At 61.1% G+C, this 25,743-nt stretch carries 25 protein-coding genes and 1 other RNA gene; 19 read left to right on the top strand and 7 right to left on the bottom strand.

All coding sequences use genetic code 11. The features are described 5' to 3' along the window. Window positions 1-25: 25 nt before the first annotated feature. Window positions 26-919 carry a LysR family transcriptional regulator ArgP gene (locus tag ACJ8J5_RS20865; protein WP_025304158.1) on the bottom strand — a complete coding sequence of 298 codons (894 nt, stop codon included), beginning with the start codon at window positions 917-919 and terminating at the stop codon, window positions 26-28. 204 nt (window positions 920-1,123) lie between these two features. On the opposite strand from ACJ8J5_RS20865, the gene rpiA reads away from it, so the two are divergent. After that, window positions 1,124-1,780 (top strand): ribose-5-phosphate isomerase RpiA, encoded by a 657-nt coding sequence (gene rpiA, locus ACJ8J5_RS20860; RefSeq protein WP_025304157.1) that lies wholly within the window; start codon window positions 1,124-1,126, stop codon window positions 1,778-1,780. Window positions 1,781-2,072: 292 nt separating this feature from the next. Next, on the top strand, window positions 2,073-3,311 hold the full coding sequence (gene serA, locus ACJ8J5_RS20855; protein ID WP_025304156.1) for a phosphoglycerate dehydrogenase: 1,239 nt from the start codon (window positions 2,073-2,075) through the stop codon (window positions 3,309-3,311). A 47-nt stretch (window positions 3,312-3,358) separates the two neighbouring features. Here the strand turns inward: serA and ACJ8J5_RS20850 are convergent, their stop codons facing one another. The 3 genes from ACJ8J5_RS20850 to zapA all read right to left on the bottom strand — a co-directional run bounded on the left by ACJ8J5_RS20850 (window position 3,359) and on the right by zapA (window position 4,572). After that, window positions 3,359-3,967, bottom strand: coding sequence for a 5-formyltetrahydrofolate cyclo-ligase (locus tag ACJ8J5_RS20850; RefSeq protein WP_049208251.1), 609 nt, complete (start codon window positions 3,965-3,967; stop codon window positions 3,359-3,361). A gap of 52 nt (window positions 3,968-4,019) precedes the next feature. Next, a non-coding RNA gene (gene ssrS / locus ACJ8J5_RS20845) (6S RNA) lies at window positions 4,020-4,202 on the bottom strand. A gap of 40 nt (window positions 4,203-4,242) precedes the next feature. Beyond that, complete coding sequence (gene zapA, locus ACJ8J5_RS20840; RefSeq protein ID WP_004931621.1) at window positions 4,243-4,572, bottom strand: cell division protein ZapA; 330 nt, start codon at window positions 4,570-4,572, stop codon at window positions 4,243-4,245. A 319-nt stretch (window positions 4,573-4,891) separates the two neighbouring features. On the opposite strand from zapA, the gene ACJ8J5_RS20835 reads away from it, so the two are divergent. The 8 genes from ACJ8J5_RS20835 to ACJ8J5_RS20800 all read left to right on the top strand — a co-directional run bounded on the left by ACJ8J5_RS20835 (window position 4,892) and on the right by ACJ8J5_RS20800 (window position 15,386). Continuing rightward, on the top strand, window positions 4,892-5,470 hold the full coding sequence (locus ACJ8J5_RS20835; RefSeq protein ID WP_025304154.1) for a YecA/YgfB family protein: 579 nt from the start codon (window positions 4,892-4,894) through the stop codon (window positions 5,468-5,470). A 55-nt stretch (window positions 5,471-5,525) separates the two neighbouring features. Next, on the top strand, window positions 5,526-6,842 hold the full coding sequence (pepP, locus tag ACJ8J5_RS20830; protein ID WP_025304153.1) for a Xaa-Pro aminopeptidase: 1,317 nt from the start codon (window positions 5,526-5,528) through the stop codon (window positions 6,840-6,842). Window position 6,843: 1 nt separating this feature from the next. Next, window positions 6,844-8,022 carry a 2-octaprenyl-6-methoxyphenyl hydroxylase gene (ubiH, locus tag ACJ8J5_RS20825; RefSeq protein ID WP_334274064.1) on the top strand — a complete coding sequence of 393 codons (1,179 nt, stop codon included), beginning with the start codon at window positions 6,844-6,846 and terminating at the stop codon, window positions 8,020-8,022. 78 nt (window positions 8,023-8,100) lie between these two features. Further along, entirely contained in the window at window positions 8,101-9,303 is a 1,203-nt protein-coding gene (ubiI, locus tag ACJ8J5_RS20820) for an FAD-dependent 2-octaprenylphenol hydroxylase (RefSeq protein WP_311271634.1), read from the top strand. Between the two features lie 506 nt (window positions 9,304-9,809). Beyond that, window positions 9,810-10,907, top strand: coding sequence for a glycine cleavage system aminomethyltransferase GcvT (gcvT, locus tag ACJ8J5_RS20815; protein WP_004931631.1), 1,098 nt, complete (start codon window positions 9,810-9,812; stop codon window positions 10,905-10,907). 46 nt (window positions 10,908-10,953) lie between these two features. After that, complete coding sequence (gene gcvH, locus ACJ8J5_RS20810; protein ID WP_043142653.1) at window positions 10,954-11,340, top strand: glycine cleavage system protein GcvH; 387 nt, start codon at window positions 10,954-10,956, stop codon at window positions 11,338-11,340. 92 nt (window positions 11,341-11,432) lie between these two features. Then, on the top strand, window positions 11,433-14,312 hold the full coding sequence (gcvP, locus tag ACJ8J5_RS20805; protein WP_414104942.1) for an aminomethyl-transferring glycine dehydrogenase: 2,880 nt from the start codon (window positions 11,433-11,435) through the stop codon (window positions 14,310-14,312). A gap of 108 nt (window positions 14,313-14,420) precedes the next feature. Beyond that, window positions 14,421-15,386, top strand: a complete 966-nt coding sequence (locus ACJ8J5_RS20800) for a quinone oxidoreductase family protein (protein ID WP_049206141.1) — start codon at window positions 14,421-14,423, stop codon at window positions 15,384-15,386. 9 nt (window positions 15,387-15,395) lie between these two features. On the opposite strand, the gene ACJ8J5_RS20795 is transcribed toward ACJ8J5_RS20800, so the two are convergent. Genes ACJ8J5_RS20795 through ACJ8J5_RS20785 form a run of 3 tightly spaced genes read right to left on the bottom strand, consistent with a single transcriptional unit; the run spans window position 15,396 to window position 18,005 of the window. Then, window positions 15,396-15,923 (bottom strand): GNAT family N-acetyltransferase, encoded by a 528-nt coding sequence (locus ACJ8J5_RS20795; RefSeq protein ID WP_342096102.1) that lies wholly within the window; start codon window positions 15,921-15,923, stop codon window positions 15,396-15,398. Beyond that, window positions 15,923-17,341 carry an ATP-binding protein gene (locus tag ACJ8J5_RS20790; protein ID WP_197791410.1) on the bottom strand — a complete coding sequence of 473 codons (1,419 nt, stop codon included), beginning with the start codon at window positions 17,339-17,341 and terminating at the stop codon, window positions 15,923-15,925. Before ACJ8J5_RS20790 ends, ACJ8J5_RS20795 begins: the two co-directional genes overlap by 1 nt. A 4-nt stretch (window positions 17,342-17,345) precedes the next feature. Then, window positions 17,346-18,005: a response regulator gene (locus ACJ8J5_RS20785; protein WP_025304145.1), complete on the bottom strand. Its 660-nt coding sequence runs from the start codon at window positions 18,003-18,005 to the stop codon at window positions 17,346-17,348. A gap of 189 nt (window positions 18,006-18,194) precedes the next feature. Between ACJ8J5_RS20785 and ACJ8J5_RS20780 the strand changes: the two genes are divergently transcribed. The 9 genes from ACJ8J5_RS20780 to ACJ8J5_RS20740 all read left to right on the top strand — a co-directional run bounded on the left by ACJ8J5_RS20780 (window position 18,195) and on the right by ACJ8J5_RS20740 (window position 25,725). Then, window positions 18,195-18,428: a hypothetical protein gene (locus ACJ8J5_RS20780; protein ID WP_025304144.1), complete on the top strand. Its 234-nt coding sequence runs from the start codon at window positions 18,195-18,197 to the stop codon at window positions 18,426-18,428. Between the two features lie 96 nt (window positions 18,429-18,524). After that, window positions 18,525-19,271, top strand: a complete 747-nt coding sequence (locus tag ACJ8J5_RS20775) for an SDR family oxidoreductase (RefSeq protein ID WP_025304143.1) — start codon at window positions 18,525-18,527, stop codon at window positions 19,269-19,271. 76 nt (window positions 19,272-19,347) lie between these two features. After that, entirely contained in the window at window positions 19,348-19,671 is a 324-nt protein-coding gene (locus ACJ8J5_RS20770) for a BrnT family toxin (RefSeq protein WP_071883578.1), read from the top strand. After that, window positions 19,634-19,951: a BrnA antitoxin family protein gene (locus ACJ8J5_RS20765; RefSeq protein ID WP_033639455.1), complete on the top strand. Its 318-nt coding sequence runs from the start codon at window positions 19,634-19,636 to the stop codon at window positions 19,949-19,951. The genes ACJ8J5_RS20770 and ACJ8J5_RS20765 overlap by 38 nt, the downstream gene beginning before the upstream one ends. A 380-nt stretch (window positions 19,952-20,331) precedes the next feature. Next, the gene (locus ACJ8J5_RS20760) at window positions 20,332-21,150 is read left to right on the top strand and encodes a DeoR/GlpR family DNA-binding transcription regulator (RefSeq protein WP_060434985.1); all 819 of its coding nucleotides are present in this window, start codon (window positions 20,332-20,334) and stop codon (window positions 21,148-21,150) included. Window positions 21,151-21,197: 47 nt separating this feature from the next. Next, entirely contained in the window at window positions 21,198-22,181 is a 984-nt protein-coding gene (locus ACJ8J5_RS20755) for a substrate-binding domain-containing protein (RefSeq protein ID WP_025304134.1), read from the top strand. Window positions 22,182-22,183: 2 nt separating this feature from the next. Next, window positions 22,184-23,701, top strand: coding sequence for a sugar ABC transporter ATP-binding protein (locus ACJ8J5_RS20750; protein WP_414104941.1), 1,518 nt, complete (start codon window positions 22,184-22,186; stop codon window positions 23,699-23,701). Next, complete coding sequence (locus ACJ8J5_RS20745; protein ID WP_414104940.1) at window positions 23,694-24,680, top strand: ABC transporter permease; 987 nt, start codon at window positions 23,694-23,696, stop codon at window positions 24,678-24,680. The genes ACJ8J5_RS20750 and ACJ8J5_RS20745 overlap by 8 nt, the downstream gene beginning before the upstream one ends. 10 nt (window positions 24,681-24,690) lie before the next feature. After that, window positions 24,691-25,725 (top strand): ABC transporter permease, encoded by a 1,035-nt coding sequence (locus ACJ8J5_RS20740; RefSeq protein ID WP_342096093.1) that lies wholly within the window; start codon window positions 24,691-24,693, stop codon window positions 25,723-25,725. Window positions 25,726-25,743: the final 18 nt, after the last annotated feature.

Here is a 25,743-nt window from a genome sequence, read left to right as displayed (position 1 = left end):
TCGCTGCGGCGAACCTTTTTTCGTTTTAATCCTGACGCAGCACCAGATGACCGTGTTCCAGCAGCGCGTCGGTCACTTTGCGCATCATGCGGCTTTCCGGCGCGAAACGGTGCCAGTACAGCATGCGGCGCTGGTATAGCCCGGGCGTCAGATCGATCAGTTCACCGGATGCCAGCTCCTTTTCGATCTGCAGATGCGGGATCATACAGCAGGTGGTGCCCTGACGCGCCAGCTGCACGAAGGCTTCCGATGAGTTCACGATGTGGCAGGGCACGCTGCCCGGCGACAGATCGAAGTTCTGCTGCAGGAATGCCTGATGCATGTCGTCGAGATGATCGAAGGCCACCGCCGGCGCTTTCAGCAGCGCGGAGCGGGTGACGCCGTTCGGGAAATAGCGCTCGGCGAAGCCGCGGGAGGCCACGAACAGGTAGTCCAGCGCCCCCAGCCGATCCACCAGGCAGCTCGGCAGCGGCTGCGGCTGAATACTCACCGCGCCCACCACCTCACCGCGGCGCAGCCGCTCCTGGGTGCGGGTTTCATCTTCCACCTGCAGATTCAGGCGAATGGGGGAGTCCGCCAGCACCGGCTTCAGCGCCGGCAGCAGCCAGGTTGCCAGACTGTCGGCGTTGACCGCCAGCGACAGCAGCAGCGGCGTATCGACGCCGGTGTCATTGCCGAGCCACTCTTCCTCCAGCAGCTCCACCTGATGCAGCAGCGCCAGCAGCTTTTGCCCTTGTTCGGTCGGGCGCGGCGGCACGGTACGAACCAGCAGCGGTTGGCCGAACAGGTTTTCCAGCTGTTTGATGCGTTGGGATACCGCCGATTGCGTGATACAGAGTTTTTGCGCGGCGCGCTCGAAGCCGCGCTCACGGATCACCGCGTCCAGCGCTTGCAGCGTACGATAGTCTGGGCGTTTCATCGGAAAGATATCCCTTAAATTAGAATGATACCGGCACTATGCCACATTTTGCGCACGGCGCAGGTGGAAAAATCACGCCCCCAGCTCGCCGCCAAGCGGGTAAAAATGCGGGCTGCGGTAAATAAGTGTGATCCTGCCGGCGTGAAAAATAGCGTTTTACCCTATAATACGCACACGTTTTCGTACAGAGGCAAGGGACATATTATGACGCAGGATGAACTGAAAAAAGCGGTGGGCTGGGCGGCGCTGGAATACGTGACGCCGGGCACCATCGTCGGGGTCGGCACCGGTTCTACCGCCGCCCACTTTATTGACGCGCTGGGCTCCATCAAGCACCAGATCGAAGGCGCGGTGTCCAGCTCAGACGCCTCCACCGCCAAGTTGAAAAGCCTCGGCATCCACGTGTTCGACAGCAACGAAGTGGACTCGCTCGATATCTACGTGGACGGCGCGGACGAAATCAACGGCCATATGCAGATGATCAAGGGCGGCGGCGCTGCGCTGACGCGCGAGAAGATCATCGCCGCCATCGCCAAGAAATTTATCTGCATTGTCGACGCCAGCAAGCAGGTGGACGTGCTGGGCAAGTTCCCGCTGCCGGTGGAAGTGATCCCGATGGCTCGCTCTTACGTGGCGCGCGAGCTGGTGAAACTCGGCGGCCTGCCGGAGTATCGCCAGAACGTGGTGACCGACAACGGCAACGTGATCCTCGATGTGCATAACCTGAGCATCACCGACGCCATCGCGCTGGAGAACAAGATCAACGGCATCGCCGGCGTGGTGACCGTGGGGCTGTTCGCCAACCGCGGCGCGGACGTGGCGCTGGTAGGCACCCCGGAAGGCGTGAAAGTAGTCAAATAAGCCTCTGCCGTCTGTGGCCCGGTAGTGCCGGGCCGCATAATTCTTCGGTTAAAATATCTTTTCTGAAAAACGGCAAATTTGGTGACTTATGTCACATTGTGAAAGCTGACTCCCCAAAGCTTCTGCTGAAAACTTTCCCTATGGCATTTTCTGCCGTAAACCGCCATCAACGCTGCGCCTTGTCCTGCCGGGCAGGCAATCGTTTGTATTGCCGCCCGCGTTATTTTTGTTATGTTGGATGGGAGCTGTGTCGTCACAGCCGCTTCTGAAGTCTGAACATAGGGTCGGGTAAATGGCAAAAGTATCATTGGAGAAAGACAGGATTAAATTCCTGTTGGTGGAAGGGGTTCATCAGAGCACGGTCGATAATTTACGTGCCGCCGGTTATACCAACATCGAATACCACAAGGGTGCGTTAGACACCGAATCGCTGAAGGCATCCATCCGCGATGCACACTTCGTCGGCATCCGATCGCGTACGCATCTGACCGAAGAGGTGTTCGCCGCCGCAGAAAAACTGGTGGCGGTGGGCTGCTTCTGCATCGGCACCAACCAGGTTGATCTGAAAGCGGCGACCAAACGCGGTATTCCGGTCTTCAACGCCCCCTTCTCCAATACCCGATCCGTGGCCGAAATGGTGCTGGGCGAGCTGCTGTTGATGCTGCGCGGCATTCCGGCCGCCAACGCCAAGGCGCACCGCGGCGTGTGGCACAAATTGGCCGTGGGCTCTTATGAGGCGCGCGGCAAAAAGCTGGGCATCATCGGCTACGGCCACATCGGCACCCAGCTGGGCATTCTGGCCGAAGGGCTGGGCATGAAGGTGTTCTTCTACGATATCGAGAACAAACTGCCGTTAGGCAACGCGCAGCAGGTGCGTCATCTGTCCGATCTGCTCAATATGAGCGACGTGGTGACGCTGCACGTGCCGGAAACGCTGGCCACCAAGAACATGATGGGGGCGGAAGAGCTGGCGCTGATGAAGCCGGGCGCGATTCTGATCAACGCCTCGCGCGGCACCGTGGTGGATATTCCCGCGCTGTGCGACGCGCTGGCCAGCAATCACCTGGCGGGCGCGGCGATCGACGTCTTCCCGGAAGAGCCGGCGACCAACAGCGATCCGTTCAACTCGCCGCTGTGCGAGTTCGACAACGTGCTGCTGACGCCGCACATCGGCGGTTCCACGCAGGAAGCGCAGGAGAACATCGGCGACGAAGTGGCCGGCAAGCTGGCGAAATACTCCGACAACGGATCGACTCTGTCCGCCGTCAACTTCCCGGAAGTGTCGCTGCCGGCGCATGGTCCGAACGCCAGCCGCCTGCTGCACATCCACGAAAACCGTCCGGGCGTGCTGACGCAGATTAACCAGATCTTCGCCGAAGAGGGGGTTAACATCGCCGCGCAGTATCTGCAAACCGGGCCGGAAATCGGCTACGTGGTGATCGACATCGAAGCGGAAACCGCGCGCGCCGACGCCGCGCTGCAGCGTATGAAGGCCATCGACGGCACCATTCGCGCCCGTCTGCTGTTCTGATTCGGCGGCTCGCCGCAACGAAAAAGGCCGGAGCGATCCGGCCTTTTCTATTTGGGCTCGTGCCACGCCCAGCTGCAGAGCGGGGTGAGGATTTCCGGCAGCGGGATATCCCAGTGCTCGGTCGGCAGGTGCTCCACCTGCTGGCAATCATGGGCCAGGCCGATGGGATAGGGGCCGCCGCTGCGCCAGTTTTGCAGGGTGCGATCGTAAAAACCGCCGCCCATGCCCAGACGCTGTCCGGTATGATCGAATGCCACCAGCGGTGTCAGCACCACCTCCAGTTCGCCCAGCGGTAACACCTGGCGCACATCGAGCCGCGGCTCGAGAATATTGAAGCGGTTGCGCACCAGCGGTGTTTCCGGCGCATAGCGCAGAAACAGCAGGTGTCCTGAACTGAACGGATGCAGTACCGGCAGGTAAACCTGTTTGCCGAGCGTCCACAGTTGCTCGATCAGCGGCCCGGTGTCGAGTTCGCCGTCAAACGACAAAAATACCGCGATGTTGTGCGCGGCCTGAATACGTGTGTGCGCGACGAGGCGTTCGGTTATCTTGTCTGCGGCAAAGCGTTGCTGGCCCGGCGTAAGCTCGCGCCGACGTTGGCGAATGAGTTGACGAATGGCTTGGCGCTGCTGCGCGAATTGAGGGTGAAAAGGCATCGTATCAGGCTTGCTCAGTGTGGCGTTCAGCACACATAAACCGCTGAGAAGGGGAATCTCCGAGATGCCGTCGCAGGCTGTAACCCTTGAACCCATGGTTCAAGGTGAACGTGCCGTCGCAATCTTAAGGCTTCTCGGCGCACCGAGCGTGCTCACCGATCGCGGAGCAACACATTCTGTTTGTACTAAATATCGGCTCAGGGGACTGGCCCGCTGGCGAACATCTCAGAGAAATTTTGTACTCGTTGCTGAAACTTTGATTTCAACAACTTAAGTTATTCGAATTGTGCATCCTGACGTTCAGAGATGCGACCTTGTTCAAGCAGCGCTTGTTCAATGGTCTGCTGCAGCATCCGTATGCGTTGTTCCATATTGGACGCATAGTCACGGGTTTTCAACCGTTCTTGAGCAAGTTCGTGACAGACGTTCAATGCCGCGATGAAAACCAGTTGCTCAGTATTGGAGACTCTAGTGCGAACTTTAAGATCTTGCAACCGTTGGTTAAGATCGTCCGCCGCCATATTCAACGCATCTTGTTGTTCTGGCGGGCAATTGACTCTTAACGAGCGGCCAAAAATTTGAATATCTACCGGTTGTGCAGACATGCCACCTTCCTGCCTAAATTTCGCGCCAGCCTTGTCCGCCCTGGCCGGGCCGTCAAAGCGGGCGCCACTATATATACCTCGGTACCAAGATACAACCCCTTTTTCAGTACCTGGTTGTAATCTACTGTGGCGCACATTGCCAGTCAAAAAAGGGTTTCAAAATGCGTATTTACCGCACTTTCGTCACCCGCCGGCGCAGTGTGAAACCTGCCACATCGCGATTATAACTAGCCACTGAGGTGTCGCGCTTATCTGGTATAGCGACGGACCTTGGTGGTAGCATAACACGAACTTATCCTGCCAACGATGACGAATGCGCATGTCTATACAGAATACATTTCCAAGTTACCAATCTTTGACCGTGGCCCTCAACCAGCAGTCGGTGGCGCTGACCGCGGCAGAAATGCACGGCCTGATCAGCGGCCTGCTGTGCGGCGGCAGCCGTGACGCCGGCTGGCAGGCGCTGGTGCACGATCTGACCAACGAAGGCGTCGCCTTCCCGCAGGCGCTTAGCCAACCGCTGCAGCAGCTGTATGAAGTGACGCGTGACACGCTGGAAGATGACGAATTCCTGTTCCAACTGATGCTGCCTGAAGGGGAGATCGTCAGCGTGTTCGATCGCGCCGACGCGCTGGGCGGTTGGGTCAACCACTTCCTGCTCGGGCTGGGCATGATGCAGCCGAAGCTGGCTCAGGTGAAAGACGAGGTCGGTGAAGCGATCGACGATCTGCGCAACATCGCGCAGCTGGGCTACGACGAAGACGAAGATCAGGAAGAATTGGAACAGTCGTTGGAAGAAGTAGCGGAGTATGTGCGGGTTGCCGCCATCATGTGCCACGGCGAATTCACCCGTCAAAAACCGACGGCGCCGGAAAATATCAAACCGACGCTGCACTAAACGTTCTATCGCCCCTCCGCCGGCGGTGCGGATGGCATGATTTCAGGAGAAGGTAATGACTCAGCAGGAATTCAACAACCGCCGCCAGGCGCTGTTGGCGAAAATGGCGCCGGCCAGCGCGGCGGTTATTTTCTCTGCGCCGGAAACGACGCGCAGTGCAGATTCAGACTATCCCTATCGGCAGAACAGCGACTTTTGGTACCTGACCGGCTTCAATGAGCCGGAAGCGGTGCTGGTGCTGATTAAAAGCGACGAAACGCACAACCACAGCGTGTTGTTCAACCGGGTGCGCGATCTGACGGCGGAAATCTGGTTTGGCCGCCGCCTGGGGCAAGACGCCGCGCCGGCGAAGCTGGGCGTGGATCGCGCGCTGCCGTTCGATGAAATCAATGACCAGCTGCACCTGCTGCTCAACGGCCTGGACGTGGTCTACCACGCGCAGGGCGAATACGCCTATGCCGATCAGATCCTGTTCGGCGCGCTGGACAAGCTGCGCAAGGGGTTCCGCCAGAGCCTGCAGGCGCCGGCCACCGTTACCGACTGGCGGCCGTGGCTGCATGACATGCGGCTGTTCAAGTCGCCGGAAGAGCTGGCGGTGATGCGCCGCGCCGGTGAGATCAGCGCGTTGGCGCATACCCGCGCGATGGAAAAATGCCGCCCGGGCATGTTCGAATACCAGCTGGAAGCGGAAATTCATCATGAATTCACCCGCCTCGGCGCCCGTTACCCGTCTTACAACACCATCGTCGGCAGCGGCGAAAACGGCTGTATCCTGCACTACACCGAGAACGAGAGCCAGATGCGCGACGGCGATCTGGTGCTGATCGACGCCGGCTGCGAGTACCAGGGGTACGCCGGCGACATCACCCGCACCTTCCCGGTCAACGGCAAGTTCAGCCGGCCGCAGCGCGCGGTGTACGACATTGTGCTGGCGTCGCTGCAGCGCGCTTTGGAACTGTTCAAACCCGGCACCAGCATTCGCGAAGTCAATGACGAAGTGGTGCGCATCATGGTGGTCGGGCTGGTGGAGCTGGGCGTATTGAAAGGTGAAGTCGACTCGCTGATCGCCGAGCAGGCGCACCGTCAGTTCTTCATGCACGGGCTGAGCCACTGGCTGGGTCTCGATGTGCACGACGTTGGCCACTACGGCACGCCGAGCCGCGATCGGCTGCTGGAGCCGGGCATGGTGCTGACCGTGGAGCCGGGGCTGTACATCGCGCCGGATGCGGACGTGCCGGCGGAGTACCGCGGCATCGGCATCCGCATCGAGGATGATATCGTGATCACCGCCGACGGCAATGAAAACCTGACCGCCACCGTGGTGAAAGACGCCGATGCCATCGAGGCCTTGATGGCGGCGGCAAGGTCGTAGCATGAGCGTTATTATCGTTGGCGGCGGTATGGCGGGCGCGACGTTGGCGCTGGCCATTTCGTCGCTCACTCAGGGAAGAATGGCGGTGGATCTGGTCGAGGCGACCCGGCCGGATGACCGCAGCCACCCAGGTTTTGACGCCCGCGCCATCGCATTGGCGCAGGGTACCTGCCAACAGCTGGCGCGCATCGGCGTTTGGCCGGCGCTGCGCGATTGCGCTACGCCGATCACTCAGGTGCACGTCAGCGATCGCGGGCACGCCGGCTTCGTGAATCTGCAGGCGCAAGATTATCAGGTCGATGCGCTCGGCCAGGTGATCGAACTGCACGACGCCGGGCAGCGGCTGTTCGCGCTGCTGGCCAAGGCGCCGGGTGTCACGCTGCACTGCCCGGCGCGGGTGGTGGACGTGATCCGCACCGCAGAGCGGGCGGAAGTGCTGCTGGACAACGGCCAGCGTCTGCGCGGGCAGCTGCTGGTGGCGGCCGACGGTTCGCGCTCTGCGCTGGCGCAGGCCTGCAACGTGCAGTGGCGGCAGGAGGACTATCCGCAGTTCGCCACCATCGCCAACGTCACCACGGCGGAAGATCCGCAGGGGCGCGCCTTTGAGCGCTTTACCCGCTATGGGCCGCTGGCGCTGTTGCCGATGTCGCAAGGGCGCAGTTCACTGGTGTGGTGCCATGCGCGCGAAGATCGCGCCCGAGTGGATGCCTGGGACGACGAGCGCTTTATCGCCGAGCTGCAACAGGCTTTCGGCTGGCGGCTGGGGCGTATCCTCAAGGCCGGTAAACGGCACAGTTATCCACTCGGGCTGCTGACCGCCGATCGCCATGTCAGCCACCGGCTGGCGCTGGTGGGCAACGCGGCGCAAACGCTGCATCCTATCGCCGGGCAGGGGTTCAACCTTGGCCTGCGCGACGTGATGTCGCTGGCGGAAACGCTGGCGGAAGCGGCAGACAGCGGCGAAGACGCCGGCGGTTACGCACTGCTGAGCCGTTATCAGCAGCGGCGGCAAAACGATCAACAGGCGACGATCGGCGTGACCGACGGGTTGATTCATCTGTTCGCCAACCGTTATGGCCCGCTGGTGATTGGGCGCAATCTGGGGCTGATGGCGATGGCGCGTTTGCCGGCGATACGCGATGCCTTCGCCAAGCGTACGCTGGGCTGGGTGGAACGTTAGAGACATGGTCGGGCGCTTTAACGCGCCCAAAGCGCGGCGCGGCAAGGCGTCGCGCGTTATTTAAGGAAATCGAGCAGCATGCAATCATTTGACGTGATTATCGCCGGTGGCGGTATGGTGGGGCTGGCGTTGGCCTGCGGCCTGCAGGGCAGCGGGCTGCGCGTGGCGGTGCTGGAGCAGCGCCAGCCGGAGATGGCGCCGCCGTCGGAACAGCCGGCCCTGCGCGTCTCCGCCATCAATGCCGCCAGCGAGCGTTTGCTGCAGCACATCGGCGTGTGGGACGACATTCTCCAGCTGCGCGCCAGCGCCTACAATGCGATGGAAGTGTGGGATCGCGACAGCTTCGGCAAGATTGCTTTCCGCGGCGACGAGTGCGGCTTCAGCCATCTCGGCCACATCATCGAAAATTCGGTGATCCAGCAGGCGCTGTGGAAACGCGCCGAAAGCCTGTCGGACATCACGCTGATTACCCCGGCCGCGCTCAAGCAGGTAGCATGGGGCGAAAATGACGCCTTCGTCACGCTGGAGGACGGGCGCATGCTGACCGCCCGGTTGGTGATCGGCGCCGACGGCGCCCAGTCGTGGCTGCGTCAGCACGCCGATATTCCGCTCACCTTCTGGGATTACCGCCACCACGCGCTGGTGGCCACCATTCGCACCGAAGAACCGCATCAGGCGACGGCGCGGCAAATTTTCCACGGTGACGGCATTCTGGCGTTCCTGCCGTTCAGCGATCCGCATTTGAGCTCCATCGTCTGGTCGGTGACGCCGGAAGAAGCCGAACGGCTCAAACGGCTGGAACCGGAGCAATTCAACCGCGAACTGGCGATGACCTTCGACATGCGCCTGGGGGCTTGCAGCCTGGAAAGCGAACGGCTGGCGTTCCCGTTGACCGGCCGCTATGCGCGCAGCTTCGCCGCGCACCGCCTGGCGCTGGTGGGCGATGCGGCGCATACCGTGCACCCGCTTGCCGGGCAGGGCGTGAACCTGGGCTTTATGGATGCCGCCGAGCTGATTTCCGAACTGCGCCGCCTGCAGCGGCAGGGCAAGGATATCGGCCAGCACCTCTATCTGCGCCGCTATGAGCGCCGCCGCAAACATGGCGCGGCGGTGATGCTGGCCAGCATGCAGGGTTTCCGCGAACTGTTTGACGGCAACCACCCGGCCAAAAAGCTGCTGCGCGACGTGGGCCTGCGGCTGGCGGACAGCCTGCCGGGCGTCAAGCCTAAGCTGGTGCGTCAGGCGATGGGCCTGAACGATCTGCCCGAGTGGCTTGCCTGATCCCTTCCTTCTGCGGGCCCGCACCGGGCTCGCGCTTCTCGCCTTATTCCATCGCTTTTCCTTATATAACCCTTCATTTGAAATAATCTAATTTCAGCCGCTTTTTATCATTACTTTTTCTAATTCCATGTTCGGTTATCAAAAGTCGGGATCCCATGCGCGGCCATCTGTTTGTTATATAACTTCGGCGTTTTACCGCTTTAATTGTTAATTTTGTGCCTTAAGGCGCATTTTTCCAGTGAAAAACTCTGCACACTACCCCGGCATTTTACCGCCCGGGAACGGCGATGAGCCTATTTTAACTTATGGTTAATGTGGTCGTTCGATGATAAGTTCGAGGGAAAGGTATCGTTTGCGTCACGGCGGTTACACGCAGTTTCCGCCCGTCCCGGCGCAGCATTTGTGTTGAGCAGTCAGTGCGCCATGGCGATCGGGCCGCGAGCCAGGCTCCGCCGCATTGCGTGGCAGCACCCTAACTTCTAGCGACGAGTGGAAAGAGGGAAAAGATGGCAAAGCAAACCCCACTGTACGACCAGCACGTGGCGTGCGGTGCGCGCATGGTAGACTTTCACGGCTGGATGATGCCGCTGCACTACGGCTCGCAGCTCGATGAGCACCACGCGGTGCGTCAGGATGCCGGCATGTTCGACGTGTCTCACATGACCATTGTAGATCTGCACGGCGCCCGCACCCGCGAGTTCCTGCGTTACCTGCTGGCGAACGACGTCGCCAAACTGACCCAACCCGGCAAAGCGCTGTACACCGGCATGCTGAATGCCTCCGGCGGCGTGATCGACGACCTGATCGTTTATTTCCTCACTGAAGACTATTTCCGCCTGGTGGTGAACTCCGCCACCCGCGACAAAGACCTGGCCTGGATCGAAGAGCACGCCGCGCCGTATGGCGTCGCGCTGACGGTGCGCGACGATCTGGCGCTGATCGCAGTGCAGGGCCCGCAGGCCAAAGAGCGTGCCGGCACCCTGTTCACCCCGGAACAAAAAAGCGCGGTCGAAGGCATGAAGCCATTCTTCGGCGTGCAGGCCGGCGAGCTGTTCATCGCCACCACCGGTTACACCGGCGAGGCCGGCTATGAGATCGCGCTGCCGAAAGAGCAGGCGGCGGATTTCTGGCAAAAATTGCTGGCCGCGGGCGTCAAGCCGGCCGGTCTGGGCGCGCGCGACACGCTGCGTCTGGAAGCGGGCATGAACCTCTACGGGCAAGAGATGGATGAAGGCGTTTCGCCGCTGGCCGCCAACATGGGCTGGACCATCGCCTGGCAGCCGGAAGATCGCCGTTTCATCGGCCGCGAAGCGCTGGAGCAACAGCGCGAGCAGGGCACCGAGCAACTGGTCGGCTTGATCATGACGGAAAAAGGCGTATTACGTAATGAGCTGCCGGTGCGTTTCACCGACGCGGCGGGGCAAACCCACGAAGGCGTGATCACCAGCGGCTCGTTCTCTCCGACGCTGGGCTTCAGCATCGCGCTGGCGCGCGTGCCGGCAGGCATCGGCGAGCAGGCTATCGTGCAGATCCGCAACCGTGAAATGCCGGTCAAAGTGACCAAGCCCGGTTTCGTTCGCGCCGGCAAGCCGCTGACAAATTGATTTTTTATTGATTGATTCTTTTATTTCTTCGAAGGAGTAACCGGCGATGAGCAATGTGCCAACAGAATTGAAATACGCATCCTCCCACGAGTGGGTTCGTGCAGAAGGTAACGGCGTTTACACCGTAGGCATCACCGAACACGCGCAGGAACTGCTGGGCGATATGGTGTTTGTCGATCTGCCGGAAGTGGGCCGCACAGTCGCCGCCGGTGAAGATTGCGCCGTGGCGGAATCCGTCAAGGCGGCGTCGGACATTTACGCGCCAATCAGCGGCGAAATCGTGGCGGTGAACGGCGAGCTGGAAAGCTCCCCGGAGCTGGTCAACAGCGAACCTTACGGTGACGGCTTCCTGTTCCAGATCAAAGCCTCCGACGAAGGCGAGCTGGCGAACCTGCTGGACGCCGCGGCTTATCAGGCCTCGATCGACGAGTAATCGTGACCACGCCCCAGGCTTCTCGGCCGGGGCGTTTTAGTTACCGTTCAAGCTATATCCCGTATCACGCAAGCATTCAGGAATTTGTAGCAATGACTCAGACACTCAGCCAACTCGAACACAGCGAAGCGTTCATCGAACGCCACATCGGCTCTTCTGCGGAACAACGCCAGGAGTTGCTGGCAGCGGTGGGCGCTCGCTCGCTCAGCGCGCTGATCCAACAGATCGTGCCGGCGGATATTCAGCTGCCGGGGCCGCCGCCGGTCGGCGACGCGGCGACCGAACACCAGGCGCTGGCTGAGCTGAAGGCGATCGCCTCGCAAAATCAGCGCTACAAATCCTATATCGGCATGGGCTACAGCGCCGTGCTGACGCCGCCGGTGATCCTGCGCAACATGCTAGAAAACCCGGGCTGGTACACCGCTTATACCCCTTATCAGCCGGAAGTGTCGCAGGGCCGCCTGGAAGCGCTGCTGAACTTCCAGACCGTGACCCTCGATCTCACCGGCCTGGATCTGGCTTCCGCGTCGCTGTTGGATGAAGCGACCGCCGCCGCCGAAGCGATGGCGTTGGCCAAACGCGCCAGCAAACTGAAAGATGCCAACCGCTTCTTCGTGGCTGACGACGTGCATCCGCAGACGCTGGACGTGGTGCGCACCCGCGCCGAAACCTTCGGCTTCGACGTCATCGTCGATAAAGCGGAAAAAGTGCTGGAGCTGGACGGCGTGTTCGGCGTGCTGTTGCAACAGGTGGGCACCACCGGCGAGCTGCACGACTACAGCGCGCTGCTGGCCGAATTGAAATCGCGCAAAATCATCACCAGCGTGGCCGCCGACATCATGGCCCTGGTGCTGCTGACCGCGCCGGGCAAGCAGGGCGCCGACGTGGTGTTCGGCTCTGCGCAGCGTTTCGGCGTGCCGATGGGCTACGGCGGCCCGCACGCCGCCTTCTTCGCCTGCCGCGACGAGTTCAAGCGTTCGATGCCGGGACGCATCATCGGCGTTTCCCGCGATGCCGCCGGCAACACCGCGCTGCGCATGGCGATGCAGACCCGCGAGCAGCATATCCGCCGCGAGAAGGCCAACTCGAATATCTGTACCTCGCAGGTGCTGTTGGCCAACATCGCCAGCCTGTACGCGGTGTACCATGGCCCGCAAGGGCTGCAGCGCATCGCCGGGCGTATCCACCGCCTGACCGACATTCTGGCCGCCGGGCTGCAGAAGGCCGGCCTGACGCTGCGTCATAACACCTGGTTCGACACCCTGACCGTTGAAGTGAAAGACAAGGCTGCCGTGCTGGAACGTGCGCTGAGCTTCGGCATCAACCTGCGTACCGACATTCACGGCGCCGTGGGCATCACGCTGGATGAAGCCACCTCGCGTGAAGACGTGCAAACGCTGTTTGCACTGTTGGCCGGCGACAACCACGGCCAGGACATCGACGCGCTGGACGCGGCGGTGAGCAAGAACAGCGCATCGATCCCGGCCGCCATGTTGCGCCAGGACCCGATCCTGACCCACCCGGTATTCAACCGCTATCACAGCGAAACCGAGATGATGCGTTACATGCATCGTCTGGAGCGTAAGGATCTGGCGCTGAACCAGGCAATGATCCCGCTGGGCTCTTGCACCATGAAATTGAACGCTGCGGCGGAAATGATCCCGATCACCTGGCCTGAATTCTCCGAACTGCACCCATTCTGCCCGCCGGAGCAGGCTGCCGGTTACCAGCAGATGATCGGCCAACTGTCTCAGTGGCTGGTGCAGCTGACCGGCTATGACGCGGTGTGCATGCAGCCGAACTCCGGCGCGCAGGGCGAATACGCCGGCCTGCTGGCGATCCGTCGCTACCACGAAAGCCGCAACGAAGCGGGCCGCCACGTCTGCCTGATCCCGAGCTCGGCGCACGGCACCAACCCGGCCTCTGCCCAAATGGCGGGCATGAGCGTGGTGGTGGTCGCCTGCGACAAGAACGGCAACATCGATCTGCACGATCTGCGCGTCAAGGCGGAGCAGGCAGGTGAAGAACTCTCTTGCATCATGGTGACCTACCCGTCGACCCACGGCGTGTATGAAGAAACCATCCGTGAAGTGTGCCAGATCGTGCATCAGTTCGGCGGTCAGGTATATCTGGACGGCGCCAACATGAACGCCCAGGTGGGCATCACCACGCCAGGCTACATCGGTGCGGACGTTTCGCACCTCAACCTGCATAAAACCTTCTGCATCCCGCACGGCGGCGGCGGCCCGGGCATGGGCCCTATCGGCGTGAAAGCGCACCTGGCGCCGTTCGTACCGGGCCACAGTGTCGTGCAGATCGACGGCGTAACCACCCAGCAGGGCGCGGTCTCCGCGGCGCCGTTCGGCAGCGCCTCCATCCTGCCGATCAGCTGGATGTACATCCGCATGATGGGCGCGGAAGGCCTGAAGCAGGCCAGCCAGATGGCGATCCTGAATGCCAACTACATCGCAACTCGTCTGAAAGACGCGTATCCGATCCTGTATACCGGCCGCGATCACCGCGTGGCGCACGAATGTATCCTCGATATTCGTCCGCTGAAGGAAGAGATCGGTATCAGCGAAATGGACATCGCCAAACGCCTGATCGACTTCGGCTTCCACGCGCCGACCATGTCGTTCCCGGTAGCGGGCACGCTGATGGTCGAGCCGACCGAGTCGGAAAGCAAAGTGGAGCTGGATCGCTTTATCGATGCGATGCTGGCGATCCGCAGCGAGATCGACCGCGTCGCCAAAGGCGAATGGCCGCTGGAAGACAACCCGCTGGTGAATGCGCCGCACGTGCAGGCGGAGCTGGTCAACGACTGGCAGCACCCGTACAGCCGCGAGCTGGCGGTGTTCCCGGTGGCCGGCGTGCGCGAGAACAAGTACTGGCCGAGCGTTAAGCGTCTGGACGACGTGTACGGCGACCGTAACCTGTTCTGCTCTTGTGTGCCGATGAGCGATTACGAATAACACGTTCGGCAAAGTTTGTGTTTGGGGGACACCGCATCATGCGGTGTCCCTTTTTATTTTATAGCGGCCTATTCTTTCCTGTGCGTTCCCACGATTTAAGGAGTCACCATGCAAGCGGCAATCGTAACAGCGCTGGGGCAAGCCCCGGTTTTCGGCACTTTTGAGGAGCCCCAGGCGCAGGCGAATGAAGTGCCGATCGACGTTCTGGCGGCCGGCATCAAACAGCTGGATCGCGCCACCGTCGCCGGCACCCACTATTCCAGCCCGAAGCAATTGCCAATTGTGCCCGGTACCGACGGCGTGGGCCGTACGGCGGACGGAAAACGGGTGTACTTTGCCTCCTTCCGCCGTCCTTACGGTGCGATGGCTGAGCGCAGCGTCGCGTCATGGACGGTGCCGGTACCGGAGGCGGTGGATGACGCCACGGCGGCAGCGCTGATCAATCCGGCCTTCGCCGCCTGGCTGCCGTTGCGCTGGCGAGCGGATCTGCAGCCCGGTGAAACGGTGCTGATCATCGGCGCCACCGGCACCTCAGGCAAACTGGCGGTTGCCGCGGCGCGTCAGGCAGGGGCTGGGCGTATCGTTGCCGCCGGCCGTCGGCTGAGCGTGCTGGAGGCATTGGGCGTGGATGCCACGGTGGATCTGAGCCTGCAGGGCGAGGCGCTGACGCAGGCCTTCGCGGCAGCGGCGGGGCCGGGCGGTTATCAGGTGATCGTCGATTACATCTGGGGGCCGGCGACCGAAGCGCTGCTCGCGACGCTCAATAATCACGATCTCTCGTCTTACGCCGGCGGACGCGGCATTCGCCTGGTCAACGTCGGTTCGATGGCCGCGCCGGACATCCGGCTGCCGGCGGCGGTGCTGCGCAGCAACCAGCTGCAGATCCTCGGCAGCGGCACCGGCAACTTCCCGCCGATCCCGGAGATGCAGCGCTACGCGGCCGAGATTTTGGCGCTGGCGGCGACCGGAGCGCTCACTATCGAGACGCAGGAGCACGCGTTGGCGGAGATCGCCGAGGTGTGGGATCTGAACAAGAAAAGCGACGTGCGTTCGGTGATGCGCATCGCCCGTTAACCCCGGCCGCTAGCGGCAAGGGCAGACCAGATGAATGTCTTCCGGCTCACGGGCGAACAATTCGGTATCCGGTTTTTCGATGAGCCGGCAACCCTGCGCCAGATAGAAGTCTACGGTGCTTTTGTTGGGAATGGAGGAGACATACAGCCCGGCGGCGCCGTCTTGCGCCGCCTGACGCAGGCAGAGCTGGAACAGCTGCCTGCCTAACCCCTGGCCGCGTTTGTGCGCGCTGACGTAAAAGAACAGCAGCTGGCGCAGATCCCGCTGTGGGCCGCGCGGTTCGGTGTCCAGCGCCGCCGCCGCCACGATCTCCTCGCCTTCGAACAGCGCGAAGAATGTCCCGCCGCGATCGAAGCAGGCTTCGTGGATCGGCGTATAGGTTTCCCGATCGTGCGGATCCCAGCCGCGCACGTCGTAGTAGTCCGGGTAGGCTTGCAGCTTGCCGTCCTGCAGGCGATACAGAGTGTCGATAATTTCGCTGCGGTCGATATCCCATAGCCGGTCGAGTTGCTGCCGTTGCAGCAGAACAGGGGCGATCATGGTCGTTGTTCCCTCTCAGTCTGCGGCCGGTAACTTTCCGGCAAATCGATGATGAAGCCGATGCCGCGATCGTCAAGGCCTTCGGTGACGCGCAGCTGCGCGCCGATTTTGTCGGCCAGGTTTCGGGCGATGGCCAAGCCGAGCCCGCTGCCGGTTTGCTGCGTACCGGGCACGCGGTAAAAGCGCTCAAACAGGCGGGAACGGTGTTCTTCGCTCACCCCCGGGCCGTTGTCGCGCAACGTAATATAGCAGCCGAGCGGCGCCAGCGAGCGGATATTGGCTTCGATACGGCTGCCGGGGGGCGCGTACTTGAGCGCATTGTCCAGCAGGTTGGTGAAGATGGCGATCAGCGCATGGCGATCGGTACTCACCACCACGTCCTCGCTGCCGTCGAGCGAGAGTTCCACATCCTTTTCCAGCGCATAGGGGACGTGCTGCGCGATGCATTTGCCGATCTCTGCGTAGATGTCCACCGCCTCAATTTTCAGTGGAAAATCTTCCGCCTCCAGCTTGGCCAGGTTGATCAGCTGGCGCGACAGCGATGCCGCGCGATCTAGCCCTTGCTGCATGTCGCCGATGATCTCCCGGCGCTCCTGCTGCTCGCCGACCTGGGTCAGCAGGTGCAGCTGTGCCAGCACGGCGGCGATCGGCGTGCGCAGCTCGTGCGCCGCATCGGCCATAAAGCGCTTCTCGCGCTGATTGGCGGCGTCGATGCGCGCCATCAGCTTGTTGACCTCCACCACCACCGGCCGGATTTCCTGATACTGCTCGCTGACGTTGATCGGCGACAGGTTGCCAGGCTGGCGATCGGAGATGGTGCGGGCGATCTGGCGCAGCGGCCGCAGGCTGAAATAGGCGGTAAACAGCAAGGTAACGATGATGGCTGCCAGAATGCCCAGCAGCGGTACGGCGGTGCTCTCCGCCGGGTTGCCGAACAGCGTGGTGCGATCGTTGAACGATTCGCCGACGATCACCCGGTACTGGTGCTTTTCGCTCCAGCTGCCGGCGAGATGCCAGTTGGCACCGGCGTAATTGACGGAGCCGGACAGCACCGAAGGCGGCAGGCGCAGCGGTTCTCCCTGCGTTTGCGAACTGTAAAGCACCCGGCTGTCCCGATCGTAAACCACAAACAGCGGGTGATAGTCGATTTCATCCTGCATGCCGTTATTGATGGAATCAATGTACATGCCTTCAATGGTCTTGATGATGCCGCGGTAATCGATATTGTCAGTGCCGGTTTCGTCGAGAATATTGGCGATGCCTGCAGCGACGATGCGTTGCTGGTTATCGAAATATTTCTCCATGTCGGGGTAATACCAATATTTCACCCAGGCGACGAGGATCCCCCACAATAATAAAATGGCCAGCACCTGAAAAATAATGGTACGCATAAAGAAGGATTTGAAACCGATCATTCCGCTACTCTTTCTTCAGCAAATAGCCGATGCCGCGTACGGTAATCACTCTTTCTTTACCGATTTTGCGCCGTAAATTATGCATGTGCACTTCCAGCGAGTTACTTTCCACGCTGTCGCCGTGGCCGAACAGCCGCTGTTCCAACACCGCTTTGCGCACCACGGTGCCGGCGCAGCGCATCAGTTCGTGCAGCAGGTGATACTCTTTTTTCGACAGCATCAGCAGTTCGTTATCCAGCATGACCTGATGGTTGACCGGATCGAGATACAGCGCGCCGAGGCTCCAGGTTTGAGAAGCGAAGCCCGCCATGCGCCGGTTAACCGCTTTGACGCGCGAGATGAGTTCGGGCAGCGCAAAGGGTTTGGCCAGAAAGTCGTCCGCGCCGGAGTCGAGGCTGTTCACCAAGCTTTCGATGCGGTCGCGAGCGGTCAGGATGATGATCGGAATATTTTGCCCGGCGGCGCGCCAGGCGATCAGCTTCTGCAAACCGTCGCCGTCCGGCAGCGTGAGATCCAACAGCATCAAATCGAACCCGCCGGGTGAAAGTTTATTTTCCGCGTCGGTGAGCAGGCGCACCCAGCACAAATTAAAGCCGGCCAGCTCCAATGCGCGGCACAGCGCCTTGCCTAATTGCAGGTCGTCTTCCACCAACAGTATGTTCACGTTATTTCCGCTGAGAGCCTTGAGTCGCGCTTATCTAACTATAACGCTGACGGGAAGACAACGGGGAAAACCGCTCTGCCTGCGCGTTCTTAAGCAAACCTTAATCTGGCTTTAATCTCGCGTTAAGGGAGCGGGGGGGAATTTCAGTTATTTTGCTGCCATTCGAAATTATGGCTGGGGGAGCAAAACATGCAGACTGAAGGTTTCCCGAACGCGGGCGCCTCGCGGCGGCTGATGTATGTAGGCGTGGCGACGCTGCTCGTTCTGTTGCTGTTGTCTTTTCGCGGCGATGCGCAGAGCCATAGCCACGGCGGCCATCATGCTTCCGCTTTGCAGCGGGTGCATCAGGCGGCGGCGACGGATGCTTACGGCTGCGCCAAGTCGCGCATTAAAAAGCAGCTGCGCCGCCTGGCTCAGCTTTGAAGCGGTTTTTAGGGAGCCGTTCTATACTCTGACGGGCATACGGGGCGCCTGCGCGCAGGCCGCTGTGTTGATATCGCTAACCAGAGAAAAAACAGTATGACGAAAGTGGCATTGGTGACCGGCGCAAGCCGGGGGATTGGCCGCGCGACCGCCTTGCTGCTGGCCCGGCAGGGCTATGCGGTGGGTGTGAATTACCTGCGTGACGAAAATGCGGCGCGCCAAGTGGTGGCGGAGATCGAGGCGCAGGGCGGTAAGGCGCTGGCGCTGCAGGCCGATGTGGCCGATGAAGCGCAGGTGATGGCGATGTTCAGGGCGCTGGATGCCGGGCTGGGCACGCTCAGCGCGCTGGTCAACAACGCCGGCATTCTGTTCCAGCAGGCGAACATTGAACAGTTGACCGCCGAGCGCATCAATCAGGTGCTCGGCACCAACGTCACCGGTTACTTCCTGTGTTGCCGCGAGGCGGTGAAACGCATGGCGCAGCGTCATGGCGGGCAGGGCGGCGCTATCGTCAATGTGTCTTCCGCGGCGTCCCGGTTGGGGGCCGCGGGGGAATACGTCGATTACGCCGCCTCGAAAGGCGCCGTCGATACCCTGACCATCGGGTTATCGCGCGAGGTGGCGGCGCAGGGCATCCGCGTCAACGGCGTACGGCCCGGATTCATCTATACCGAGATGCACGCCAGCGGCGGCGAGCCCGGCCGGGTGGATCGCGTGAAGGACAGTTTACCGATGCAGCGCGGCGGGCAGCCGCAGGAAGTGGCGGAGGCGATAGCTTGGCTGCTGTCTGACGCTGCGTCTTACGTGACCGGTACTTTTATCGAGGCAGCAGGCGGGCGTTGAATGCATGAGGGGGTTTTGACATCCCGTCGTGCGGAGTGTATTTTGATTAAATAACAATCAAAATGTAGTTACAAAAATGTATTTTTATTTTGAATGGAATCAGGATAAAAATCACAGCAACCAGCGTAAACACCGTGTCAGTTTTGAGATAGCGCAACGGGTTTTTCTGGATCCCAACCATTTGGCTGTGCTGGAAAGGATCGAGGATGGAGAAGAACGTTGGCAAACGATCGGTATGGTCGGATCCTGTTTGCTGTTGCTGGTGGCACATACGACGATCGAAACGGATGTCGAAGGCGATACCGTCGAGATCGTGCGTATCATTTCAGCACGCAAGGCCGATGCCAAAGAGAGGGGAAGATATGAAGCGCAAAAATTCCGCCAAAAATCTGGCCCATAGCGTACTCCCGCCGTTGACGGAGGAGCAGAAAGCGCAAATTGCTTCACTGAATGCGTTGCCGGACGAGGACATCGATTATGCCGATGCGCCGGCGCTGGGGGAAGAAACGTGGCAGACTGCGGTGCAGGGGCGTTTTTATAAGCCGATGAAAGTATCAAAAACCATCCGAATCGATGCGGATGTGTTGGCTTGGCTTCAGCGGCCAGGCAAAGGCTATCAGAAACGCCTGAACGCCGTGTTGCGTGAGGCGATGTTGAAAGAGCATGAGCACGAAGAATAATGTGTGTCAGGCGGCTAACGATCCGGTGAGATTCTCACCGGATTTTTTTTTGCAGTTTTTCAGGTAAAGCCTACCAGCATTAGCTGCCGCTTAGCAGCGCTCGGTCAAAACCACAAAAACGGTCATTAACGGTCATGCTGCGGACCGTGGAATTGTGACCGTTTACCGTTTCTCTCCTGTCTGTCTAAGACGCACACACATCATAACTGCCTGTTACTCCACACTTTCGTAATTATTCATTTCATTTCCTTCCCGATTTTTTTGACAACTATCACAGCGCGATCGTTGACCGACCGCGGGGCGATGCGCTTTGCGTCTGCGCGCAAAACGCGGCGCGGCAAATCGATATCGTAATCATCGTCGTGGAGGAGAAAAGAAACATGCTGCCTGTAGAACGTCATCGCTTTATTACCGAAGTCTTGAGCCAGCGCGGCCGCGTGATGGTGCAGGAGGTGGCGCAGCTGTGCCAGATCTCTATCGAGACGGCGCGGCGTGATCTGGCCCTGCTTGAACGGCGCGGCCTGCTGCTGCGCAGCCACGGCGGCGCGGTGTTCGTCGAGCCGCCGGCGGTGGAAAAAACCTATGTGCCCGCCGAGATAGATCAGGGGGAGTCCTTCCGCCAGCGCAGCAATGAGTCGCCGGAGCAGAAGACGCGCATCGCCAAACGCGCGCTGGAGTTTATCGCGCCCGGGGATTGCCTGCTGCTGGACAGCAGCTCCACCAGCTGGTTTTTAGCGCGCCAGCTGCCGGATATCTCGCTGGTGGTGCTGACCAACTCGCTGCACATCATCCAGACGCTGGCCTGCAAGGCCAACGTGCGCACCATCGGGCTGGGGGGCGAGTATTCCGCCAAGTACGAGGATTTTATCGGCGTGCTGGCGGAGCAGATGCTGAAAGAGTTCGTGATCAACAAGCTGTTTTTCTCCTGCCACGGCATTTGCCAGGACGGCGGCATCCGCGAGAGCAATGAGCACCATGCGCGGCTGAAGCAACAGATGCTGCTGGCCTCGGAGCGCAAGTTCCTGCTGGTGGACAGCAACAAGTTCGGCCGCCGCTCGTTCGCTCGCATTTGCCATTACCGGGAAATAGATACGCTGATCACCGACAGGCTTGGCGACGACGAGTTTCGTCAGGAATTGGCCTGGAATAACGTCGACGTGATTGAAGTTTCACCCGCCGCGAAAAGGGCGGCGCGATAACAACAACGAAAACCTTTATTACAGCCAACACTTGTGGAGAGAGAACAATGAAAAAATCCGTACTGGTCGGTCTGTTTGCCTCGCTGCTGCTGTCGGTCTCCGCGCAGGCGGCGGACAAGCTGAAAATGGGCGTGGTGGTGAAGATCGGCGGCATTCCCTGGTTCAACGCCATGGAGGCCGGCATCAAAAGCGAGAGCGCCAAACGCGGCATCGACGCCTGGATGGTCGGGCCGACGGCGGCGGATCCGGCGCTGCAGGTGCGCGCCATCGAGGATCTGATCGCGCAGAAGGTGGACATTATCGGCGTGGTGCCGAACGACGCCCGGGTGCTGGAGCCGGTGCTCAAGCGCGCGCAGGAAGCGGGCATCAAGGTGATCGTGCACGAATCCCCCGGCCAGAAGTACGCCGACTGGGATTTTGAGCTGGTGGACGCCTCGCAGCACGGGGTCAACCACATGAAAGCGCTGGCCGCCTGCATGAAAGAGCAGGGCAAGTATGCGGTGTATGTCGGCAGCCTGACGGTGCCGCTGCACATCACCTGGTCGGACTCGGCCATCAACTACCAGAAGCAGCACTACCCGAACATGCAGCTGGTGGGCGACAAGTTCGGCGTGGGGGAATCGCTGGATGACAGTGTGCGCACCACCAACGATCTGATGGCCAAATATCCCGATCTGAAAGGCGTGCTGGCGTTCGGTTCGCAGGGGCCGATCGGCGCCGGGCGCGCGGTGCTCAACCGCGGCAAAAGCAACGATATCTGCGTCATTGGGCCGTTCAGCCCAGGCCAGGGCGCTTCGCTGGTCAATCGCGGCGCCATCAAGGGCGGTTATATCTGGAATCCGATGGTGGCCGGCGAAGTGTTCGTGCGCATCGCCGACATGATGCACAAAGGAGAAAAAATCACCGATGGCATGACCATCGAGGGTATGGGCAAGGTGCAGGTGGATGCGCAGCAGCACACTATTCTCGGCAACGCCACCGAAAGCCTGGATAAGCAAAACCTGCCGAAGCTGGTGAAAATGGGGCTGTAATCATGGCGATTTCCGGCAATACGGCAACGCAGGGTGCACCGCTGATCGCGTTGCAACAGCTGTCGATGACCTTCGGCGGGCAGCGAGCGCTGAACGATATCTCACTGGCGCTGATGCCGGGGGAGGTGCACTGCCTGGCCGGTACCAACGGCTGCGGCAAGAGCACGCTGATCAAGGCGATCGCCGGCGTGTATCAACCGGATGACGGCAGCCGCATTACCCTCGATGGGCAAACCTTCGGCCGGCTGTCGCCGGATCAGGCGCGCGCCTTCGGCATCCAGGTGATCTATCAGGATCTGTCGCTGTTTCCCAACCTGACGGTGGCGGAAAACATCGCCTTCGAGCACAACCTGCGCGGGCTGTTGGGGTGGCACCGGCCGGCGCGGCTGCGGCGCACCGCCGAGCGCCTGCTGCAGGAGCTGAGTTTTAATCTCGATCTCGACAAACGGGTGGCGGAGCTGCCGATTGCCCAGCGCCAGCAGGTGGCAATCTGCCGCGCGCTGGTGGCGGAAGCGCGGCTGGTGATCATGGATGAACCGACCGCCTCACTGACCCGCACCGAGGTCAATCAGCTGCTGCGCACGGTGGATTACCTGAAAGCGAAAGGCATCTGCGTGGTGTTCGTCAGCCACCGGCTGGACGAGGTGCTGGAGATCTCGGATCGCGTCACGGTGATCCGCGATGGCAACAAGATCGGCACCTGGCCGGCGGCGGAGATCACCGGCGATCGCCTGACCGAGTTGATGACCGGCTTGAAGCTGGATTATCGCCTGAAGTCACCGAGCATGAATAAGGATCGGGTGATGCTGGAGGCGGATCGTCTCAGCCGCGCCGGGCAGTATCAGGACGTGAGCTTCCGCCTGCATCAGGGCGAGGTGCTCGGGCTGTGCGGACTGCTCGGCTCCGGGCGTACCGAGCTGGCGCTGAGCCTGTTCGGCATGACCCGCCCCGACAGCGGCAAGCTTTATCTCGACAGCAAACCGGTACGCTTTCGCGGCCATGAGGACGCCATCAAGGCCGGCATCGGTTACGTCTCGGAGGATCGCCTGACGCTGGGGCTGGTGCAGCAACAGTCGGTGGCGGACAACGCGGTGCTGACCATTCTCGATAAGCTGCGCGGGCGTTTTCGCCTGATCGACGAGTACCGCAAGAATCGCATCGTCGCGGAGTGGATCGCCAAACTCGGCGTGCGGGTGGCGGATCCGGATCAGGCGGTTTCGACGCTGTCCGGCGGCAATCAGCAAAAGATCGTGCTGGCCAAGTGGGTGCTGACCCAGCCGCGGATCCTGATCCTCGACTCGCCGACCGTCGGTGTCGACGTCGGCGCCAAGGCCAGCATCTACCAACTGATCCATCTGCTGGCGCAGGAGGGGATCGCGATTCTGCTGATCTCCGACGAGGTGCCCGAGGTGTATTACAACTGCGATCGGGTGCTGCACTTCAGCGGCGGCAGCGTGATCGGCGAGTACCTGCCGGGGCAGGTGAGCCAGCAGCAGCTGGCGGAGGCGGTTAATGCGTAGATTCAGTCTGAAACCGCGCGGCAACGAAGGCTACCTGGCCTGGGTGCTGCTGCTGACGGTCATCGTCTTTTCGCTGCTCAGCGATCAGTTTTTGACGGTGCAAAACCTGCTCGACCTCAGCGAAAGCTACGCGGTGAGCGGCATTTTCGCCCTCGGCCTGTTCGTGGTGCTGGTGACCGGCGGCATCGATATCTCCTTTGCCGCGGTCGCCTCGGTGGTGCAGTACCTGATCGCCACGCTGGCGACCCACTACGGCCTGGCCAGCCCGGCGGGCAGCATTCTGCTGGCGTTGGCGATCGGCGCCACGCTGGGCATGGTCAACGCGCTGCTGATCTACTGCCTGCGTATCGTCTCGATCATCGTCACCATCAGCATGCAGGCGTTGTTGTTCGGCATGCTGATGTGGTTGACCAACGGCCGCAGCCTGTACGCCTTGCCGGACTGGTGGACGCTGCCGCGCAGCGTGCTGCCGTTCCAACTGGGTGAGCAGAGCTATCAGCTCGGTTTGCCGACGCTGGTGATGCTGGCGGTGGCACTGCTGACCTGGCTGCTGCTGAACAAAACGCACCTCGGGCGCCAGCTGTTTGCCGTGGGCGGTGATGCGGAGTCGGCACGGCGCATCGGCATTCGCGTTGGCCTGCTGCATCTGTTCGCCTATGGCTATCTGGGCGCGATGGCGGCGATCGGCGGCCTGGTGCAGGTGTATCGCATGGGGGAAGTGGTGCCCAACGCGCTGGTGGGCGGCGAGCTTGACGTGCTGGCGGCGGCGGTGCTGGGCGGCGCCAGCCTGAACGGCGGCAAGGGCAGCGTGGTCGGCACGCTGATGGGCGTGTTCCTGATCGGCGTGCTGAAAAACGGCCTCAACCTGATCGGCGTGTCCAGCTACTTCATGAACGTGGTGATCGGTCTGGTGATCGTCGCGGCGATCACCGTCACTCACTACAAGAAACGCAAAGAAACCGACGTCGGTTTCGCCTGAGGAGCACCTGATGGGCAACAACCTGAAATTTCGTCCAGACGGGGCCGCCGTCGGTTTGCTGGCCTTGCTGTTGGCGGTGGTGCTGGCCTTCAGCCTGCTGATGCCGGGGCACTTCTTCAGCGGCGCCACCTTCACCAGCGTGGCCTTCCAGTTGCCGGAGCTGGGCCTGCTGACGCTGGCGATGTTCATCCCGATCCTCAGCGGCGGCCTGAACCTGTGCATTATCGCCAGCGCCAACCTGACCAGCCTGCTGATGGCCTGGCTGTTCATCAGCTATCTGCCGGCGGACGCCGGGCTGGGCTTGCAGGCGCTGTGGCTGGTGTTGGCACTGGCGGCGGCGATGCTGCTGGCCGGGCTTATCGGCGCGGCGACCGGCGCACTGGTGGCGTACGTCGGTGCACATCCGATTCTGGTGACGCTGGCCACCATGACCACGGTCAACGGTATCGGCATCTACCTGACGCGCGGCGCGGCCCTAAGCGGCATGCCGGAGATCGTGCGGTTTATCGGCGCTGAGAGCGTGCTGGGCGTGCCGGTACCGCTGTGGATCTTCCTGGTGGTCGCCGCGTTGCTGGCGCTGTTCTTGCAGAAAACCCGGCTCGGCAAATGCATCTACATGAGCGGCAGCAACATCAACGCTACCCACTTCAGCGGCGTGAATACCCATCGGGTGCTGATCGCCATTTACACCCTCTCCAGCCTGCTGTGCGTCATTGCCGGGCTGGTGATGATGGCGCGCTTCAACTCGGCGCGCATGGGCTACGGCGACTCTTACCTGCTGCTGACGGTGCTGGCGATCATTCTGGGTGGCACCGATCCATTCGGCGGTTTTGGTCGGGTCAGCGGCGTGGTATTGGCGCTGATCGTGCTGCAGGTGATCGCGACCGGTTTGAACCTGATGAACGTCAGCCCGCATTTCAGTCTGGCGATGTGGGGCGCGGTGCTGATCGCGGTGCTGGCGATGAAGTTTTTCCGGCATCGCTATCGGCAGCGGCGGGCGATGCGCCGCAGCGCGGCCCAGGCCAGAACCGCGGCGGGCCACTGATCCCTTTTCCCTTTTGCG

Origin of the sequence: Serratia sp. CY43202 (assembly GCF_052168755.1) — a bacterium.
GTDB classification, from domain to species: domain Bacteria; phylum Pseudomonadota; class Gammaproteobacteria; order Enterobacterales; family Enterobacteriaceae; genus Serratia; species Serratia bockelmannii.
Note: the sequence above shows the minus strand (reverse complement) of the source record. Positions and strands in the feature narration are given on the sequence as shown.

Coding starts and splice junctions, on each gene's coding strand:
- ACJ8J5_RS20790 (WP_197791410.1), bottom strand. CDS start 17,341: ATGATCGGTTTCAAATCCTTCTTTATGCGTACCATTATTTTTCAGGTG.
- rpiA (WP_025304157.1), top strand. CDS start 1,124: ATGACGCAGGATGAACTGAAAAAAGCGGTGGGCTGGGCGGCGCTGGAA.
- zapA (WP_004931621.1), bottom strand. CDS start 4,572: ATGTCTGCACAACCGGTAGATATTCAAATTTTTGGCCGCTCGTTAAGA.
- ubiI (WP_311271634.1), top strand. CDS start 8,101: ATGCAATCATTTGACGTGATTATCGCCGGTGGCGGTATGGTGGGGCTG.
- ACJ8J5_RS20835 (WP_025304154.1), top strand. CDS start 4,892: ATGTCTATACAGAATACATTTCCAAGTTACCAATCTTTGACCGTGGCC.
- ACJ8J5_RS20760 (WP_060434985.1), top strand. CDS start 20,332: ATGCTGCCTGTAGAACGTCATCGCTTTATTACCGAAGTCTTGAGCCAG.
- ACJ8J5_RS20865 (WP_025304158.1), bottom strand. CDS start 919: ATGAAACGCCCAGACTATCGTACGCTGCAAGCGCTGGACGCGGTGATC.
- ubiH (WP_334274064.1), top strand. CDS start 6,844: ATGAGCGTTATTATCGTTGGCGGCGGTATGGCGGGCGCGACGTTGGCG.
- serA (WP_025304156.1), top strand. CDS start 2,073: ATGGCAAAAGTATCATTGGAGAAAGACAGGATTAAATTCCTGTTGGTG.
- ACJ8J5_RS20780 (WP_025304144.1), top strand. CDS start 18,195: ATGCAGACTGAAGGTTTCCCGAACGCGGGCGCCTCGCGGCGGCTGATG.
- gcvT (WP_004931631.1), top strand. CDS start 9,810: ATGGCAAAGCAAACCCCACTGTACGACCAGCACGTGGCGTGCGGTGCG.
- ACJ8J5_RS20775 (WP_025304143.1), top strand. CDS start 18,525: ATGACGAAAGTGGCATTGGTGACCGGCGCAAGCCGGGGGATTGGCCGC.
- ACJ8J5_RS20745 (WP_414104940.1), top strand. CDS start 23,694: ATGCGTAGATTCAGTCTGAAACCGCGCGGCAACGAAGGCTACCTGGCC.
- gcvH (WP_043142653.1), top strand. CDS start 10,954: ATGAGCAATGTGCCAACAGAATTGAAATACGCATCCTCCCACGAGTGG.
- ACJ8J5_RS20755 (WP_025304134.1), top strand. CDS start 21,198: ATGAAAAAATCCGTACTGGTCGGTCTGTTTGCCTCGCTGCTGCTGTCG.
- gcvP (WP_414104942.1), top strand. CDS start 11,433: ATGACTCAGACACTCAGCCAACTCGAACACAGCGAAGCGTTCATCGAA.
- ACJ8J5_RS20800 (WP_049206141.1), top strand. CDS start 14,421: ATGCAAGCGGCAATCGTAACAGCGCTGGGGCAAGCCCCGGTTTTCGGC.
- ACJ8J5_RS20765 (WP_033639455.1), top strand. CDS start 19,634: ATGAAGCGCAAAAATTCCGCCAAAAATCTGGCCCATAGCGTACTCCCG.
- ACJ8J5_RS20770 (WP_071883578.1), top strand. CDS start 19,348: ATGTATTTTTATTTTGAATGGAATCAGGATAAAAATCACAGCAACCAG.
- ACJ8J5_RS20850 (WP_049208251.1), bottom strand. CDS start 3,967: ATGCCTTTTCACCCTCAATTCGCGCAGCAGCGCCAAGCCATTCGTCAA.
- pepP (WP_025304153.1), top strand. CDS start 5,526: ATGACTCAGCAGGAATTCAACAACCGCCGCCAGGCGCTGTTGGCGAAA.
- ACJ8J5_RS20750 (WP_414104941.1), top strand. CDS start 22,184: ATGGCGATTTCCGGCAATACGGCAACGCAGGGTGCACCGCTGATCGCG.
- ACJ8J5_RS20740 (WP_342096093.1), top strand. CDS start 24,691: ATGGGCAACAACCTGAAATTTCGTCCAGACGGGGCCGCCGTCGGTTTG.